Source organism: Paraburkholderia aspalathi (genome assembly GCF_900116445.1).
In the GTDB taxonomy this organism is placed as follows: Bacteria; Pseudomonadota; Gammaproteobacteria; order Burkholderiales; family Burkholderiaceae; genus Paraburkholderia; species Paraburkholderia aspalathi.
In genome coordinates this window covers 37,259-53,124 of sequence record NZ_FPBH01000013.1, presented here as the reverse complement: position 1 = coordinate 53,124, position 15,866 = coordinate 37,259, and the positions used below count along the sequence as shown (strand labels likewise).

Genomic DNA, 15,866 nt, shown 5'->3' with positions numbered 1-15,866 from the left:
CCATGCAATCTGCTGCAATTCCCTTGACGTTGCTGACGGGCTTTCTCGGTTCGGGTAAAACCACACTGCTCAATCGCCTGCTGCCGCAGCCCGCGCTGGGCCGTTGTGCGGTGGTGATCAATGAACTGGGCGCGATCGGTCTCGATCATCTGTTCGTCAGCACCTCGCGCGACGAGACCATCGCCCTGCTGGAAAACGGCTGCCTGTGTTGTGGCGTGCGCGACAAACTGGCTGCGACCGTGACCGATCTGCTGCAGCGCCGCACGCGCGGCGAGATTCCCGCCTTCGAGCGAATTCTGATCGAGACCACAGGGCTGGCGCGGCCCGGTCCGGTGATCTCGTTGCTGCTGGGTGACCCGGCGCTTGAAGGTCGTTTGCAACTCGATGGCATCGTAACGACCGTCGATGCGAAACACGGCGCCGCGCAACTTGCCCGGCATGAGGAGTCGCGTCAGCAGGTGGCCGTGGCCGACCGGCTGTTGCTGACTAAAGCTGAACTGGTCGATGCGGCTGCGCTGGCAGACCTCGAGGCGGCGCTTGAGGCGCTGAATCCGGGTGCGCCACGCATTCCGGTGCGCAACGGCGAGATTGACGCGCAACAGTTGCTCGACATCCTGACGCCGCGTGCCTTGCGGCCCTGGTTGCGCGCCGAGCCTGCGCCGCGCAAGTTGCTGATGCGTGGCGCGACGGCGTCACGCGTGGCCCATCCGGACATTGACAGCTTCTGCCTGACTTACTCGCAGGCATTGCCCATGCAGGCATTCGAAACCGCGTTGACCGTATTGCTCGGCTATCACGGCGAACGCATCCTGCGGGTTAAGGGAATCGGCAATTTCATCGGCGAATCCCGGCCTGTCGTGTTCCATGGTGTGCAGCAGTTGCTGCATGAACCGTTGCGACTCGAAGCGTGGCCTGACGACGATCACACGACACGGCTCGTGTTTATCGTGCAAGGTCTCGCCAGATCGGTGATCGAGGAGACGATCACGCATTTTCTGCGCGAAGCCGGGGTAGAGGCAGCGGCAAGCTGTTAACCGAGGGTTTCACAGGACAAAACTTTCACTCGCATCCGCCGATAACTCGAGCAGGAACCACCTGGACGGCCGCCGGACAGTCCACCGGCGCCGCCCGGCGCGCCCATTCACGTGCCACTTCGCGCGGCAGCCCTGCGCGATTTCCATTCGTTTGCTCGAGGACTCAGGATGCACAAGCTCAGTTTTAAGCAGAAGCTGTGGCTGCCGCTGATCATCAGCCTCGTCGCGTTGCTCGCCGTCTCCGTATCGGCGGCGTGGCAGTCGCGCGAGACGCGCATTGAGGAACGTAAGCACGACCTCACGAATATCGCACACGTCGGGCTCAGCATCGTGACGGAGTATGCCGCGCTGGCGCAAAGCGGCGCGCTGCCGGAGGCCGATGCCCGCAAGCAGGCACTCGAACGACTTCGCGGCGTCCGCTACGGCGAAGACGGCTACTTCCTCGTGATCAACTCGAAGCCGCAGATGGTGATGCATCCGATCAAGCCGGCACTCGAAGGCAAGGATCTCGCAGGCAGCGCCGATGCCGATGGCCGCCACCATTACGTGACGTTCGCGTCGGCTGCGCAGGCGCCGGACGGCGGCTTTGTCGACTATGTGTTCCCACATTCGGGTGCGGCGTCGACACAGGCGGTCGGCAAGATCGGCTACGTGGTGCGCTATGCGCCGTGGGACTGGATCATCGCGACCGGCGCCTATGTCGACGACATCGACGCTGCGTTCATGGCGTCGCTGTGGCTGATCGGCGCGATCTTCCTGGCGGTGTCGGCGGTGCTCGTGACGCTCGTCGCGTTGACGAACCGCAGCATCGCGCGCACGGTCGGCGGCGATCCGGCCTACGCGGCGAATGTGGCGGACGCGATCGCATCGGGCGACCTGACCGTGGCGATCCGCACGCGCGACGGCGACACGTCGAGCCTGCTGCACGTAATGCAGCGGATGCGTGACGCGCTGACCAGCACCATCTGTCAGATCAAGCATGCATCCGACAACGTCGCGTGCGGCGCGAACGAGATTGCGAACGGCAATGCGGATCTGTCGTCGCGCACCGAGAACCAGGCGGCCTCCTTGCAGGAAACGGCGTCGAGCATGGAGCAGATGACGGCGATGGTCCGCCAGACTGCGGACAACGCGCGCACCGCCAGCGAGCTTGCGGCCGGCGCCGCGAAAATCGCGAACCGTGGCGGCGACATGATCACGCAGGCCGTCGCGGCGATGAAGGGTATCTCGAACGAATCGGGCCGCATGGTCGAGATCATCGCGACGATCGAAGGCATCGCGTTCCAGACCAACATTCTTGCGCTCAATGCAGCGGTCGAAGCGGCACGCGCGGGCGAGCAGGGTCGCGGCTTCGCAGTCGTCGCGAGCGAGGTGCGCAGCCTCGCTCAGCGTAGCGCGACCGCGGCGAAGGAAATCCGCGAGCTGATCAGTCATGCGGTGGGCAGCGTCGGCAGTGGTGCAACGCTGGTCGAAAACACCGGCTCGACGATCGACGAAGCGCGCGACGCGATCATGCGTGTGACCGGTGTCGTGCAGGAGATCGCGGCGGCCGCGGCGGAACAGAGCGCCGGCATCGATCAGGTGAATCTCGCGGTCACGCAGATGGACAGCATGACGCAGCAGAACGCGGCACTCGTCGAGCAGGCGGCGGCCGCGGCGCAGTCGCTGAAGGAGCAGGCGATGAGCCTGCAACGCGCCGCCGCTGCATTCCAGGTGAACGACGCTGAAGCTAGCGGCGGTACATCGTTCGCGCCGGCTTCGGCGTCGACCTCGGCGTCGCGCCGCGTGACGTTCGCGTAAGGGCGGCCCGCTCTCCGCAGCCGCGGGATTTTCCGGACACTGCGCCTGACGACGGTATAGACTCAAATCTATGCACATTGGTTGATCCGCCGCGTGGCCCTGGACCACCGCGTGAGGTGCACATAGCAGGTGACCTGTGCCATTTGCGTTGCGATGCGGCAAGGCGCCTGTTTGCGGCCGGATGCGCCCAGCAATGACGGAGACATTCAAATGTGTGATGTCTGTGGTGATGCGCAGCACGAGCCTCAAGTATCGCGCCGGGATTTCCTGAAGACTGGCGCACTCGCGGCACTCCTGCCGTGGAGCATGACCGCCGCCATCGCGGCCGAACCGCCAGCACCCGGCGCGTCGCCACCGCCGAACTCGATCCCGCCTGCGGACGCGTTGAAGCGAATCATGGATGGCAACGCGCGCTACGCCGCCAACGCGCCGAACGAGCGCGACTTTTCATCAGGTCGTGCCGCCCGTGTGCAAGCACAGTATCCGATCGCCACGATCCTGAGTTGCGCCGACTCGCGCGTAGCGCCGGAGTTCGCGTTCGATCAGGGGCCGGGCGATCTCTTCGTTTTACGCGTCGCGGGCAATGTCGTGAACCCGGATCTGCTTGCCTCTCTCGAATACGGCGCGCAGTTCCTGGGGGTGCCGCTCATCATGGTGCTGGGCCACACCGGATGCGGTGCGGTCGATGCCGCAATCAAAGTGTTGAAGGCCAAAGCGGTCCTTCCCGGCCATTTGCCGGGACTCATCTCAGCGATCAAGCCTGCCGTCATCGCCGCCGAGAAAACGAAGACCGGCAACTTGCTGGACAACGCGGCCGCCGAGAACGTGCGACGGCAAATGGCTCGACTGAAGCGCTCACCGCCGATCGTCCAGCAACTTTACGAGAGCAAGAAGATCGACATTGTCGGCGGCATGTACGACCTCGCCACCGGCAAAATTGCGCTCGTCTAAAGGAGTGGGTTTATCCTTCCGCGGGTGGCCAATGCTGATGCCCCGTATGAAACGCCCGGAGGAAAAATCCATGACCGACCCGACCTATCGCGCGCCCGACTTTCGACAGCAGCGCAGCGTCGGTATTGTCGGCATCGCAGTCGCGTCGCTGTTTGCCTCGGGGCTCTGGTTCGGCATCGATCTTTTGATGTCGCCGCCGCCGGGCATGGACAGCCTCGGCGCGCGGATGCTTCTGACGCTCAAATGCTGCTGTGTCGCGGTGCTGTTCTGCCTGGTGACGGGCATCGAAGCCGTGGCGCACGAACGATTGACCTCGCCCGCATTCGATCCGCTGGCGGGCTTCGAGACACGCAGGTTGCGCGTCAATCAACGATACCTGCAGAACACGGTTGAGCAGATCATCGTGTTCGCAGCGGCGCTGTTCGGCTTGGCAGCCTACTGCCCCGATGGTTCGTCCATGCGCGCGGTCGTGGCGACGACTGTGGTCTGGATCGTCGCGCGAGGCGCATTCTGGCTCGGCTACCATCGCAGCGCTGCTTTGCGCGGACTCGGAGCGCCGGGCATGGCGATCAGCATGATCGTGTTGCTGTACGTGACGAGCCGATTCGGGCGTGAGATCGCGGGGACGGTGGGCGCGATTGTGCCGCTCGTTGCTTTCTTCGCGATCGAGGCGGTGTTGTTTTGGGGGACGCGGCCGGTGAAAACGGGTTGATTTAATGAAGCCGATCAACCCGGCCAGCGCGATCATTTCAAATGGCGGTTGCGCCAGTCACGCGGCGTCACACCAAAGCGTGAATTAAACCAGTTTGTGAAGGAGCCCTGCTGCGAATAGCCAAGCAGTGCGGAAACCCGCCCAATGGGATAGCGTGGGTTGCTCATATAGCGCACGGCAAGTTCACCTCGGACTTCCTCGACCAGACGCGAGAAGCTGGTATGCGCAAGTTCAAGTTGGCGCTGCATGGTGCGAACGCTCAGACGTAAATGGCGGGCAACCAGTTCGACGGTGGCCTGTTCGACGGGAAGCAACAAGTAGATCGCCTTGCGCACTTCCAGCGCGGTCGAATCGACACCGGTCACGTTGAGTGAATCCGCGAGGCTCTCGGCATATCGCACCAGTTCCGGGTCAGCGGAGGGATTCGGGTAGTCGAGATCGGCGGCCGCACACACGAAGCCGTTGAAGTCGCTGCCGAACTCCAACGGACAGCCGAAAAATCGTCGATGAAACGTCAGGTCTTTCGGTCCCTGATGAACAAAATGGACCGAGCGTGGTTTCCAGTGATCGCCAAGCAGAGCGCTGGAGTGGCGCCAGAGGACACCGACCGCGAGCTCGATCGCCTGATTCGTCGGGGTACCCGGTTCGACGACCAGTTCTTCGCGGATGGTAACCGTTTCGCCCACGTCCTCGACATACACAGCCAGGGCTTCGTTCAACAGATGCCGGTATTCAGCCGTGGCCAGCAGTACCTCGCGCAGCGTGCGCTTGTGCGCGAGCAGGACGTTGATCACACCGGTACCGAACTTCTGCCGGGTCTCGGCCATCTGCAGCGCGAAAGTTGGGCATGACGCCTTTTCGGCCGTCAGTTCCAGCAGCCGGCACGCGGCGGTTGCCGGAATGCGGTCGTCCGGATTCGCAAGCGCCGCGGTATCGATCCCGACCTGCTGTGCAAGCTCGACCGGGTTCAGTCCGACCCGCCGCGTCACATCGAAATAGCCGCTCATGGCTACCGAGCGCAACATCGTTTCCATCGCTTTGTCTCCGCGTACGCCTCGCAGGCGGCCTTCCTGCGTCTGATATTGAGGTGTCTGCCGCACGCACCGGTGTTAACGCGTAGTGGCATGAAAAGCTAAAAGAATGGCGCCATATCATAAAAGTGTAGCGCAGGATTGCCGTATCGTGGGATCTCAACGGTTCATCATGTTCCGACCAGTTTTCATGCGGCCAGCCGTGTCGCGAGCGTCGGAACACCGTACTCATATTGGAGAACACGATGCAATTCCTCGACGATTCGCTGCACCCTGAGAACCAGGACAAGGTTGTCATCACAACCGCTCCGTACGGCCCGGAATGGATGCCCGAGGACTTTCCGGAAGACATTCCGGTAACGATGCAGGAGCAGATCCAGAAGGCCGTCGATTGCTACGAGGCCGGCGCGACCGTGCTGCATCTGCATGTGCGCGAACTGGATGGCAAGGGCTCCAAGCGCCTGTCGAAGTTCAACGAACTGATCGCCGGTGTGCGCGCGGCCGTGCCGGACATGATCATCCAGGTGGGTGGCTCGATCTCGTTTGCACCGGAAGACGACGGCCAGGCCGCGAAGTGGCTGTCCGACGACACGCGTCACATGCTAGCCGATCTCGACCCGAAGCCCGATCAGGTAACGGTCGCGATCAACACCACGCAGATGAACATCATGGAACTGCTCTATCCGGAGTACCTGGAAGGCACGTCGCTGTCCAATCCTGCGTTGATGGCCGCCTACAGCGAAATGACCGTGCCCGCGGGTCCGGCCTGGGTTGAGGAGCATCTGCGCCGCCTGCAGGCCTCGGGCATCCAGCCGCACTTCCAGCTTACCGGTATCCATGCGCTCGAAACGCTCGACCGCCTGGTGCGCAAGGGCGTCTACAAGGGGCCGCTGAACCTGACTTGGATCGGCATCGGCGGCGGCTTCGACGGTCCGAACCCGCACAACTTCTTCAACTTCGTCCACCGTGCGCCGGACGGTGGCACGATCACAGCCGAGTCGTTGCTGAAGAACGTGCTGCCGTTCAACATGATGGCGATGGCCATGGGCCTGCATCCGCGCTGCGGCATCGAGGACACGATCATTGACCAGCACGGCAATCGCATGAGCTCGGTGCAGCAGATCGAGCAGTGTGTGCGCGTGGCGCGCGAACTGGGCCGTGAAATCGCGAGCGGCAAGGAAGCGCGCGAGATCTACAAGATTGGCGTGCAGTACAAGACGGTCGACGAGACGCTCGCAGCCAACGGCATGGCGCCGAATCGCAAGGCCGGTGTGAGGAACCTGCCGCTGCGCGCGGCGTAAGAGTTTGAAGCGCGGCTGACGTTTAGCGGACGCCGCGCTTCGAAGGCTGGACTCGTCGGCCAGGCCGGTGAGAGTTTTACAGTATCCATAAAGGCTGCCTTTGTCCTGTACGGCAAAGGCGGTCGCCAACGAGCTGGACACGAAGGAGACAACTCATGTTCACGCATGCCGAGCCCATGACAGGCGATATTTCGACAACGCAAAAAGGCGTGCCCGCGTATGCGTGGGTGGTATTCGTCCTGACGGTGGGGTTGCTGCTATCCGACTACATGTCGCGGCAGGTGTTGAATGCGGTGTTTCCGATGCTCAAGGCGGCATGGCACCTTTCCGACACCCGACTCGGTTCGCTCAGCAGCGTGGTTGCGCTGATGGTCGGCGTGCTCACCTTTCCGCTATCGGTACTCGCCGACCGCTGGGGCCGCGTGAAGAGCATTGTCCTGATGGCGGCGATGTGGAGTCTCGCGACGCTCGGCTGCGCGCTCGCAACGAACTATGGCGAGATGCTGCTCGCGCGTGCCTTCGTCGGTATCGGTGAAGCCGCCTACGGCAGCGTCGGCATCGCGGTTGTCCTCAGCATTTTTCCAGCGCGACTGCGCGCCACGCTCACCGCCGCCTTCATGGCTGGCGGGGCGTTTGGTTCAGTGCTGGGCATGGCGCTAGGCGGTGCCGTCGCGGCTCACTTCGGCTGGCGCGCGGCGTTCGGCGCAATGGCGGCGCTTGGCATCATGCTGGTCGTTTTCTACCGGTTTGCCATCACCGAAAAGCGACTCGCGCCGCTGCAGCCGGCTAACGTGGGTCGTCAGGCACAGGGCGCCGGTGTGTGCATGAGCTTGCGCACGTTGATCCAAGGACTCTTTTCAACAAAGTCGGTCGTGTGTGCCTACGTCGGCAGCGGCATCCATCTGCTGGTTCCGGCGGCTGTGTGGGCGTGGATGCCCAGTTTCCTGAACCGCTACTACGGCATGCCTGCCGGCAAAGCGGCCATGGGCGCGGCCGTGTTCGTGCTGGCCACCGCGTTCGGCATGGTGGTGTGCGGAAACCTGGCCGACCGGCTCAGCAAGCATGCGCGGGAAAGGAAGTGGAGCACCGCGGTCGCCTTCTGTCTGATCTGCTTCGTGCTGCTCACAATCGGCTTCCGCATGCCGGCGGGGTCGGCACAGCTCGTCGTGATCGGTGCCGGCATGTTCTTCTGCGCCGGCGCGACCGGCCCCTCGGGAGCGATGGTGGCGAACCTCACCCCGCCATCGATCCACGCATCGGCGTTTGCCACCCTGACGTTGGCGAACAACCTGCTGGGGTTGGCACCTGCTGCGGTCCTGACGGGCATCGTGGCCGACCGGATCGGGCTGCTCGGCGCGTTGCAACTCGTGCCGTTCGCACCTCTCGTCGCGGCAGTCGCCTTCTTCATCGGCAAGCGGAACTATGGCGTCGACCTCGATCGCTTGAGTGCCCTGCGTGAGCAGGCCGGGAGCTGACTCGACGGTCACCCGCGAGCTTTAGACCTGGCAAGTGCGCCCGAGAACAAATCGGGCAGCACTTCACAGGCGAAATAAATTTGCAGTTCGAGTAATGAATAGGAGATTTGACATGGCAAAAGCAGTGCGCTTCCATGAAACCGGCGGTCCCGAAGTATTGCGCTATGAAAACGTTGAAGTGGGCGACCCCGGCCCCGCACAGGTTCGCTTGCGCCATGAAGCAGTGGGCCTGAATTTCGCCGACACCTACTTCCGCACCGGCCTGTACCCCGTACCGCTGCCTGCGGGCATGGGTGTCGAGGCCGCAGGTGTGGTCGAGGCCATCGGCCCCGGCGTGACCAACGTTGCGGTCGGCGATCGCGTGACCTACACCGGCTTTCTCAACACGCTCGGCGCTTACAGTACAGAACGCCTGATTCCGGCCGCGCCGCTCATCAAGCTGCCTGATGCGATCTCCTGCGAAACAGCTGCCGGCATGACGATGCGAGGCCTGACCTCCTCATACCTGATGCGCCGCATTCACGACTTCAAGGCGGGCGACACCATCCTGCTGCATGCCGCCGCCGGCGGTGTCGGTCTGATCGTGTCGCAATGGGCGAAATTGTTGGGTCTCACCGTGATCGGCACGGTGTCGAACGAGGCCAAGGGCGAGGTGGCCCGCGCGCATGGCTGCGATCACATCGTCTACTACAGCCGGGAAGATGTCGCGAAGCGTGTGCGCGAACTGACCAACGGAACGGGCGTGGACGTCGTGTTCGACAGCGTCGGCAAGGATACCTTCGAGGCGTCGCTCGATTCGCTCAGGCGCCGTGGCCTGATGGTATGCGTCGGCACGGCGTCCGGGCCCATCCCGCCGTTCAATCCGCAGATGCTGGCGATGAAGGGCTCGCTCTACCTGACGCGGCCCGCGCTGGCGGACTACATTGCCGACCCCGTTGAGAAGAACGAACTTGCCGGCGAACTCTTCGGGCATGTCGCCGCGGGCCGCATCAAGATCGAACTCAACCAGCGTTACGCACTGGAGGACGCGGCGCAGGCCCACCGCGACCTCGAATCGCGCAAGACGACCGGCTCGTCGGTCTTCGTTATCTGAGGAGCAGGTCATGCGAGTCGAACAATTGACGTGTGCCATCGGTGCCGAACTGGTGGGGGTGAATCTCGCCGATGCCATTCACGATGACAGCCTGTTTGCCGAAATCCGGGCGGCGCTGCTGGAGCACAGGGTGCTGTTCCTGCGCGATCAGGACATTTCGCGCGGCGAGCACGTCGCATTTGCTCGCCGTTTCGGCGCGCTGGAAGACCATCCCGTCGCCGGCAGCGACCCGGAACATCCGGGCCTCGTGCGCATCTACAAGAACCCGGACCAGCCCAACGACCGGTATGAAAACGCGTGGCACGCGGACGCCACCTGGCGCGAGGCGCCGCAGTTCGGCGCTGTCCTGCGCTGCGTGGAGTGCCCGCCGGTCGGCGGCGACACGATGTGGGCAAACATGGTCCTCGCCTACGAGAACCTGCCGGACCACGTCAAGACCCAGATCGCGGACCTGCGCGCCCGCCACAGCATCGAGGCGAGCTTCGGCGCCGCAATGCCGATCGAAAAACGTCTCTCTCTTAAAGCGCAATTCCCTGACGCGGAGCATCCGGTCGTGCGCACGCACCCGGAGACCGGCGAGAAGGTGTTGTTCGTGAACGCCTTCACCACCCATTTCACCAATTACCACACACCGGCGCGCGTGCGCTTCGGGCAGGACGCCAATCCGGGTGCGGGTGAACTGCTTCGCTATCTCATCAGCCAGGCCTACATCCCCGAGTACCAGGTCCGCTGGCGCTGGAAACCTAACAGCATCGCGATCTGGGACAACCGCAGCACGCAGCACTATGCGGTGATGGACTACCCGCCGTGTCACCGCAAGATGGAGCGCGCCGGAATTGTCGGCGACAAGCCGTACTGATCGGACCGCAACCACCTGCATGGGATCGCTTCATGACTCTCGATACGACGCCGACCATTCTGATGGTGCCCGGCTTGCGCGACCACGTCGCGGAGCACTGGCAAACACTGCTGGAGCGGAAGTTGCCCAAGGCCACCTCGGTGCCACCGCTCGAGCACGACAAACTCAGTTGCGCTGCGCGCGTTGCGGCGCTCGATGCTGCCCTCGCGAAAATCGATGGCCCGGTGATCCTGGTCGCGCACAGTGCAGGCGTGATGATTACGGTGCACTGGGCCGAGCAGCACAGCCGCAAGATTCACGGTGCGCTGCTCGCCGCTCCCGCCGATCTCGAGACGCCGCTGCCGGCGGGCTATCCGGACATCGATGCACTGGCCGGGAACGGCTGGCATCCGATTCCACGAAAGCCGCTGCCGTTTCCGAGCATCGTCGGCGCGAGCCGCAACGATCCGCTTGCGCAGTTCGAGCGTGTGGCGGCGATGGCGAAACACTGGGGTAGCCGTCTTGTCGACCTTGGCGAAGTCGGTCACCTGAATCCGGCCGCAGGGTTTGGTGAATGGCCCATGGCGGAGACACTGATCCATGAACTCGTCTGATCAGATACCGGTTGGTGCGGTCGATGAACTCGGACCAGGCCAGCGAAAACTCGCCTTCATCAATGGCCGCGGCGTTGTCCTTTTTAACATCGACGGCACGATCCACGCGATTGACAACGCGTGTCCCCACCAGGGGGCCTCGATCGCAAACGGCCACCTTGACGGGTGCGTGCTGCGCTGCCCGGCGCACGGTCTGCGCTTCGACCTCCGCACCGGTTGCATGCCGGGTGCAAGTGGGTTGAGCCTGACGACATTCCCAGTCCGGACCATCGACGGAAAGCTGTTCGTGAGTCTCGAGGACCCAGTCGCCAGTCCCGCGCCGGCACCGGCGTGCAATGCGGCATCGTGATCCGGGCCGCGCGGGAACACACAGCCATTCAGGGGAACAAGGATGCAAGGTTTGATGATGCAACAACCGCTGCTGGTCGCTTCGCTGCTCACGCATGCTGAACGCCATCACGGCGAACAGGAAATCGTGTCGCGACGGGTCGAAGGCGACATTCACCGGTATCGGTATAGGGATCTTGCGCAACGCGCGCGCCGCATGGCAAACGCGCTGGCAGGCCTCGGCATCAAGCCCGGTGAGCGGGTTGGGACGCTGGCATGGAACGGCTACCGGCACATGGAGCTGTACTTCGCGGTGTCGGGGTCCGGGTCCGTGTTGCACACGCTCAACCCGCGGCTGCACGTCGACCAGCTCGCGTACATCATCGAACATGCGGAAGATCGCGTGGTGTTCTTTGACCTGACGTTTCTGCCGCTGATCGAGAGCGTCGCGCCGCGGGTCAGGAGCCCGAAGGTCTTCGTTGCAATGACCGATCGCGCGCACATGCCGCGCAACCATGGCCTGTCGGCGACACTGCTGTGCTACGACGATCTCGTCGACGGTCACAGTGACGCATTCGACTGGCCGTTGCTGGACGAAAACAGCGCCTCGTCGCTGTGCTACACGTCCGGTACGACAGGCAATCCTAAAGGGGTGCTATACAGCCACCGCTCGACCCTGCTCCACACCTACGCCGCGGCGCTGCCGGATTCGCTGAATTGTTCGGCCCGCGATGTGATCCTCCCCGTCGTGCCAATGTTCCATGTGAACGCGTGGGGATTGCCTTATATCGCCTGCATGGTCGGTGCGAAGCTGGTGTTTCCGGGGCCGGCGCTGGACGGCAAGTCGCTCCATGAGCTGATCGAGAATGAACAGGTCACGCTGTCGGCCGGCGTGCCGACAGTCTGGCAGGGACTGCTTGCACATGTCGACGCGATCACGGGTTCGTTTTCGTCAATGAAGCGCACGATTATCGGCGGCGCGCCCTGCCCGACAGCGATGACGACGGCGTTCCAGGCGCGCTATGGCATCGATGTCGTGCACGCATGGGGCATGACGGAATTGAGCCCGGTCGGAACGATCTGCAGTTTCAAGGCACATCAGGTATCTCTGCCGGTGGTAGAGCGCTACGCACTTCAGGCGAAGCAGGGTCGCCCGGTATTCGGCATGGACATGAAAATCGTCGACCTGGAAGGCGAGGCATTGCCATGGAACGGCGCCGCAACGGGCGACCTTCTCGTGCGCGGTCATTGGGTCACGCGGGAATATTTCGGCAGTGACGACACACCGCCGCTGCGCGACGGCTGGTTCCCAACCGGCGACGTGGCCAGGATCGATCCCGACGGCTTCATGCAGATTACAGATCGCAGCAAGGACGTCATCAAGTCCGGTGGCGAATGGATCAGTTCGACTGACATCGAAAACATCGCGTACCTGCACCCCGAAGTCACGACGGCGGTATGCATCGCCGCGAGGCATCCGAAGTGGGACGAGCGGCCCCTGCTGCTGATCGTGAAGAAGCCTGGCAGCGCGCTCGTCCCGAACGAACTGCTCACGTTTTTCGACGGCCGGCTTGCGAAGTGGTGGAAGCCCGATGCCGTTGTGTTTGTCGACTCGGTTCCGCTCGGTGCAACGGGCAAGGTCCTCAAGAACCGGTTGCGGGATCAGTTCGGCGATTACTACCTGTCGGCCTGAAACACTGGCACGGCAGCAACACAGTTTCATTCGAGTAACAAACCATAAACTGCCGGGTCCACCCGGCACGCCTCAAACCAGGAGGAGACACAATGAAATTGAAATCAAGCAGCCTGGCAGTGCTGATAGTTTTTTCCAGCGCGGTCCACGCCCAGTCTTCAGTCACGCTCTATGGCGTACTCGACAGTGGGTTCCTGTATCAAAGCACCTCGGCGGCAACGTTCCAGCCGACCGCGCGAAACCAGGGGCATTCCTATCAACTCAAGGACGGTGGTATCTATTCCAGCTACTGGGGTCTGAAAGGAAGCGAGGACATCGGCGCTGGCTACAAGATCACCTTCAAGCTGCAAGGCACGTTTAACACCACGAACGGCAAGTCCGGGCTGTCTGATACGCCGGGCGTGACCGCAATCTTCAACCAGTTCGCAACGATCGGGGCAACCGGGCCGTTTGGCACGTTCGACGCCGGCCGGCAGATCATCCCGATGATCTACGCAATGGCGGAAACCGACGTACGCGGCGCACAGTATTTCGGCAGCATCCTGACTGCGTGGCTCGGCATCAACCAGGCGGCCGGCTGGCCCGGCACCAGCACGAACGCTCCAATCGGCGCCCTCTATGACAGCAACGCGCTGGTCTACAATTCGCCGAAATTCTATGGTGCATCGCTTGCACTTGAGTACGCGCCGGGGGGCGTCGCCGGACAGTTCCAGGGCGGCACGCGTGAATCGGCTGTGCTCAAATATTCGAACTACGGACTGAACCTGTCCGCTGTGTACTACAACGGACATGACACCAATCCGTTCCCGCTGACCTATCCGGCGGCGCCGGCTGTGCCTGCGACAGGCCAGAGCAACAATCGCTTCTACTATTTCGGTGCGATGTACACGATCAGTGGATTTTCTATGTCCGCCTCGTACGGCATCGGCAAAAACCCGGCGAAGAGCAACACTGCTGACTTCGAAATGGTGTCGGGTGGCCTCGGCTACCAGTTCAATCCGCAACTCAAGATCACGTCCGGCTACTACTACCTGAAGGACCGGAATCATTCAGCGAATCACTCGAGCGAAATCGCAGTGGGTGCCGAATACAACCTGTCCCCACGGACCAAGGTATACGCGCAAGTCGGCTACGTCGACAACAAGGGGACGATGAACCAGACGATCATCTATGGGGCACCGGTTGCGCCAGGCATGTCCACCACTGCCGCGATGATCGGCCTCCGCCATAACTTCTGATTCCGTCACCCTCTTCAAGCGGAGCAATCCATGAAAACAATCAAGACTCTTGGTCTGGCTGTCGCCACATTGTTCGTTGCAATGTCCGTGACCACGTGGTGCCATGCCGGTGAAGCAGCCAGTAGCCCTTCGGGTGCGCAAGGTGCGTCGACGACGGCGGGAACGGGCGCAGCGGCACCCGCGGGCAGGAAAGCGGATCGTGCCTTGCGCCGGAAGATTTATGCCGCCATCGGGAAATACAAGGAGATCAACGCCGGAGACATCAGCGTCATTGCGAAAGACGGCGCGGTGACACTGAATGGCACGGTCACGGAAGCTACACAGATCAGCAAGGTCGAGGCGATCGCTCGAGGCGTTCCCGGCGTGACGTCAGTGACCAACAAGCTGACGGTGAAGAAGCCATTTGGCGGCATGTAATCCGCCGTAGTCAGAAACGGAGTGGGCGAGGCCGAAGACAACTGGCCACGCCGACTTCCACCCATCAGTGGCGGCACCCAATGTGTCGGTCGCGCGCGGCCGACACCTATCCCCCAGGAACGGGCCTTGCTGACCAATGCGACGTGCAACGTCCGATGGTTATGCCCAATGAAACCAACCCGCGCCCTGGAAGCACTGAATTTCTTCGCTACTGTGGGTGTCGTACGCACGGCAACCTCGATAGCAACACCGTTGACGCACGCCCCGCCGAGTCTTGATTGCCTTTTGTTTACCAATGTCAATCATGGTCGCCATTTGACCGCCGGTCCGACGAACGTTTCGGATCTTCATCCCCTGATTTCCTCGTTCGATGCAGCGAGTGTCCGATCTGTCCGGCGACATCCTGGATAGACGAACGCATGTACCAGGGCCACCAGGCCAGATGCCAGAACCACAGGCATGCCCCGCGGTATCCCCGGAGCCACTTGCGGCTTATGCCAGTCACAGGGAAGCTTTCAATGCTGCGATGGCCGAGCGCCATCACACCAATCGTCATCCAGACAACGGCGATCACGAGAGTCGGAAGCGACAGAACGCATGCGGTGACAAATATCGCAAGCGGCAAACAGATAGTGAGTGGCGAGCGGGTTTTCATTTTGCTTTCGCCCCCTTTATAACGGATCTTATTATTTTAGATTAGCGTATTTTGGAGGTATTAACCGATAGGGTTTTGTACCATCGCTTGAACCCTAACACTGACCATCAAAGCGCAGGTTATTCGGCGGTTTGAACACCCAACGCGTGATTCATAATTAGGCCCTTGCTCACGAAGTGCCAATGCTTACATGGAAAGCATGAAAGATAGATCGACAGTCGTATGCGTCCAGAATGGCAAAATCCTTCTCGTTGCCCGCACGCGCTCGCGGTGGTCTTTACCAGGTGGCACGATCCGGAGATCCGAGTCGCCGCAGGACGCCGCCTTGCGCGAACTGGAAGAAGAGACTTCGCTAGTTGGAGTGGAACTTACGTACCTGTTCCAGTTTGGCGGCCTCAGCAAACACCACCATGTTTTCCGCGCCGATGTTCCTCAGGACGCGGTCCCCGAAGCGCGTAACGAAATTTCGCGTTGCCGGTGGTTCAACCCGGCCAAAATTTCAACGCTAGTCGCAAGCATACCGACGCGGGAAATCGTCGATCTTTTTTGTAAGCACGAAAATCGCGCCGAAATGCCGCCGGCTGTCATCGGCAAACCGGATGGGAGCATTAAACTGGTGGCCCAACCGTATGCCCATGTCGCCGACACGGCTGCGCCGCCGGCTTAACATCGAAACTTGCTGGGAAC

The 15,866-nt window shown here is 62.0% G+C and carries 16 protein-coding genes; 14 read left to right on the top strand and 2 right to left on the bottom strand.

Going from position 1 to position 15,866, the window contains the following annotated elements; genetic code table 11:
* Positions 1–2: 2 nt before the first annotated feature.
* From BM438_RS20360 to BM438_RS20345, 4 genes are all read left to right on the top strand, one after another.
* Positions 3–1,034, top strand: coding sequence for a CobW family GTP-binding protein (locus BM438_RS20360; RefSeq protein WP_093636765.1), 1,032 nt, complete (start codon positions 3–5; stop codon positions 1,032–1,034).
* A 168-nt stretch (positions 1,035–1,202) separates the two neighbouring features.
* Positions 1,203–2,834 (top strand): methyl-accepting chemotaxis protein, encoded by a 1,632-nt coding sequence (locus BM438_RS20355; protein ID WP_093636762.1) that lies wholly within the window; start codon positions 1,203–1,205, stop codon positions 2,832–2,834.
* A 210-nt stretch (positions 2,835–3,044) separates the two neighbouring features.
* On the top strand, positions 3,045–3,785 hold the full coding sequence (locus BM438_RS20350) for a carbonic anhydrase (RefSeq protein WP_093636759.1): 741 nt from the start codon (positions 3,045–3,047) through the stop codon (positions 3,783–3,785).
* Positions 3,786–3,855: 70 nt separating this feature from the next.
* A complete protein-coding gene (locus BM438_RS20345) occupies positions 3,856–4,497 on the top strand; it encodes an MAPEG family protein (RefSeq protein ID WP_167378425.1) in 642 nt (213 codons plus the stop codon).
* A 32-nt stretch (positions 4,498–4,529) separates the two neighbouring features.
* On the opposite strand, the gene BM438_RS20340 is transcribed toward BM438_RS20345, so the two are convergent.
* Complete coding sequence (locus tag BM438_RS20340) at positions 4,530–5,531, bottom strand: AraC family transcriptional regulator (RefSeq protein ID WP_093636753.1); 1,002 nt, start codon at positions 5,529–5,531, stop codon at positions 4,530–4,532.
* A 242-nt stretch (positions 5,532–5,773) separates the two neighbouring features.
* Here BM438_RS20340 and BM438_RS20335 point away from each other — a divergent pair, with 242 nt between their 5' ends.
* The 9 genes from BM438_RS20335 (at position 5,774) to BM438_RS20295 (ending at position 14,524) form a co-directional block, all read left to right on the top strand.
* A complete protein-coding gene (locus BM438_RS20335; protein ID WP_093636750.1) occupies positions 5,774–6,829 on the top strand; it encodes a beta-keto acid cleavage family enzyme in 1,056 nt (351 codons plus the stop codon).
* 155 nt (positions 6,830–6,984) lie between these two features.
* Positions 6,985–8,304 carry an MFS transporter gene (locus BM438_RS20330; protein ID WP_093636747.1) on the top strand — a complete coding sequence of 440 codons (1,320 nt, stop codon included), beginning with the start codon at positions 6,985–6,987 and terminating at the stop codon, positions 8,302–8,304.
* 112 nt (positions 8,305–8,416) lie between these two features.
* Positions 8,417–9,397, top strand: coding sequence for a quinone oxidoreductase family protein (locus tag BM438_RS20325; RefSeq protein ID WP_093636744.1), 981 nt, complete (start codon positions 8,417–8,419; stop codon positions 9,395–9,397).
* A 10-nt stretch (positions 9,398–9,407) separates the two neighbouring features.
* On the top strand, positions 9,408–10,256 hold the full coding sequence (locus tag BM438_RS20320) for a TauD/TfdA dioxygenase family protein (protein WP_093636742.1): 849 nt from the start codon (positions 9,408–9,410) through the stop codon (positions 10,254–10,256).
* Positions 10,257–10,288: 32 nt separating this feature from the next.
* On the top strand, positions 10,289–10,849 hold the full coding sequence (locus BM438_RS20315; RefSeq protein ID WP_093636739.1) for an RBBP9/YdeN family alpha/beta hydrolase: 561 nt from the start codon (positions 10,289–10,291) through the stop codon (positions 10,847–10,849).
* Complete coding sequence (locus BM438_RS20310) at positions 10,836–11,198, top strand: Rieske (2Fe-2S) protein (protein ID WP_093636736.1); 363 nt, start codon at positions 10,836–10,838, stop codon at positions 11,196–11,198. Before BM438_RS20315 ends, BM438_RS20310 begins: the two co-directional genes overlap by 14 nt.
* A 42-nt stretch (positions 11,199–11,240) precedes the next feature.
* Positions 11,241–12,869: a 3-(methylthio)propionyl-CoA ligase gene (locus BM438_RS20305; RefSeq protein ID WP_093636733.1), complete on the top strand. Its 1,629-nt coding sequence runs from the start codon at positions 11,241–11,243 to the stop codon at positions 12,867–12,869.
* Between the two features lie 92 nt (positions 12,870–12,961).
* Positions 12,962–14,107, top strand: a complete 1,146-nt coding sequence (locus BM438_RS20300; protein ID WP_093636730.1) for a porin — start codon at positions 12,962–12,964, stop codon at positions 14,105–14,107.
* A gap of 30 nt (positions 14,108–14,137) precedes the next feature.
* The gene (locus tag BM438_RS20295) at positions 14,138–14,524 is read left to right on the top strand and encodes a BON domain-containing protein (protein ID WP_093636727.1); all 387 of its coding nucleotides are present in this window, start codon (positions 14,138–14,140) and stop codon (positions 14,522–14,524) included.
* Between the two features lie 298 nt (positions 14,525–14,822).
* Here the strand turns inward: BM438_RS20295 and BM438_RS44905 are convergent, their stop codons facing one another.
* Positions 14,823–15,179: a hypothetical protein gene (locus tag BM438_RS44905; protein WP_143131729.1), complete on the bottom strand. Its 357-nt coding sequence runs from the start codon at positions 15,177–15,179 to the stop codon at positions 14,823–14,825.
* Between the two features lie 199 nt (positions 15,180–15,378).
* On the opposite strand from BM438_RS44905, the gene BM438_RS20290 reads away from it, so the two are divergent.
* Positions 15,379–15,846 carry an NUDIX hydrolase gene (locus BM438_RS20290; protein ID WP_093636724.1) on the top strand — a complete coding sequence of 156 codons (468 nt, stop codon included), beginning with the start codon at positions 15,379–15,381 and terminating at the stop codon, positions 15,844–15,846.
* Positions 15,847–15,866 lie beyond the last annotated feature (20 nt).

Coding starts and splice junctions, on each gene's coding strand:
- BM438_RS20360 (WP_093636765.1), top strand. CDS start 3: ATGCAATCTGCTGCAATTCCCTTGACGTTGCTGACGGGCTTTCTCGGT.
- BM438_RS20355 (WP_093636762.1), top strand. CDS start 1,203: ATGCACAAGCTCAGTTTTAAGCAGAAGCTGTGGCTGCCGCTGATCATC.
- BM438_RS20350 (WP_093636759.1), top strand. CDS start 3,045: ATGTGTGATGTCTGTGGTGATGCGCAGCACGAGCCTCAAGTATCGCGC.
- BM438_RS20345 (WP_167378425.1), top strand. CDS start 3,856: ATGACCGACCCGACCTATCGCGCGCCCGACTTTCGACAGCAGCGCAGC.
- BM438_RS20340 (WP_093636753.1), bottom strand. CDS start 5,531: ATGGAAACGATGTTGCGCTCGGTAGCCATGAGCGGCTATTTCGATGTG.
- BM438_RS20335 (WP_093636750.1), top strand. CDS start 5,774: ATGCAATTCCTCGACGATTCGCTGCACCCTGAGAACCAGGACAAGGTT.
- BM438_RS20330 (WP_093636747.1), top strand. CDS start 6,985: ATGTTCACGCATGCCGAGCCCATGACAGGCGATATTTCGACAACGCAA.
- BM438_RS20325 (WP_093636744.1), top strand. CDS start 8,417: ATGGCAAAAGCAGTGCGCTTCCATGAAACCGGCGGTCCCGAAGTATTG.
- BM438_RS20320 (WP_093636742.1), top strand. CDS start 9,408: ATGCGAGTCGAACAATTGACGTGTGCCATCGGTGCCGAACTGGTGGGG.
- BM438_RS20315 (WP_093636739.1), top strand. CDS start 10,289: ATGACTCTCGATACGACGCCGACCATTCTGATGGTGCCCGGCTTGCGC.
- BM438_RS20310 (WP_093636736.1), top strand. CDS start 10,836: ATGAACTCGTCTGATCAGATACCGGTTGGTGCGGTCGATGAACTCGGA.
- BM438_RS20305 (WP_093636733.1), top strand. CDS start 11,241: ATGCAAGGTTTGATGATGCAACAACCGCTGCTGGTCGCTTCGCTGCTC.
- BM438_RS20300 (WP_093636730.1), top strand. CDS start 12,962: ATGAAATTGAAATCAAGCAGCCTGGCAGTGCTGATAGTTTTTTCCAGC.
- BM438_RS20295 (WP_093636727.1), top strand. CDS start 14,138: ATGAAAACAATCAAGACTCTTGGTCTGGCTGTCGCCACATTGTTCGTT.
- BM438_RS44905 (WP_143131729.1), bottom strand. CDS start 15,179: ATGAAAACCCGCTCGCCACTCACTATCTGTTTGCCGCTTGCGATATTT.
- BM438_RS20290 (WP_093636724.1), top strand. CDS start 15,379: ATGAAAGATAGATCGACAGTCGTATGCGTCCAGAATGGCAAAATCCTT.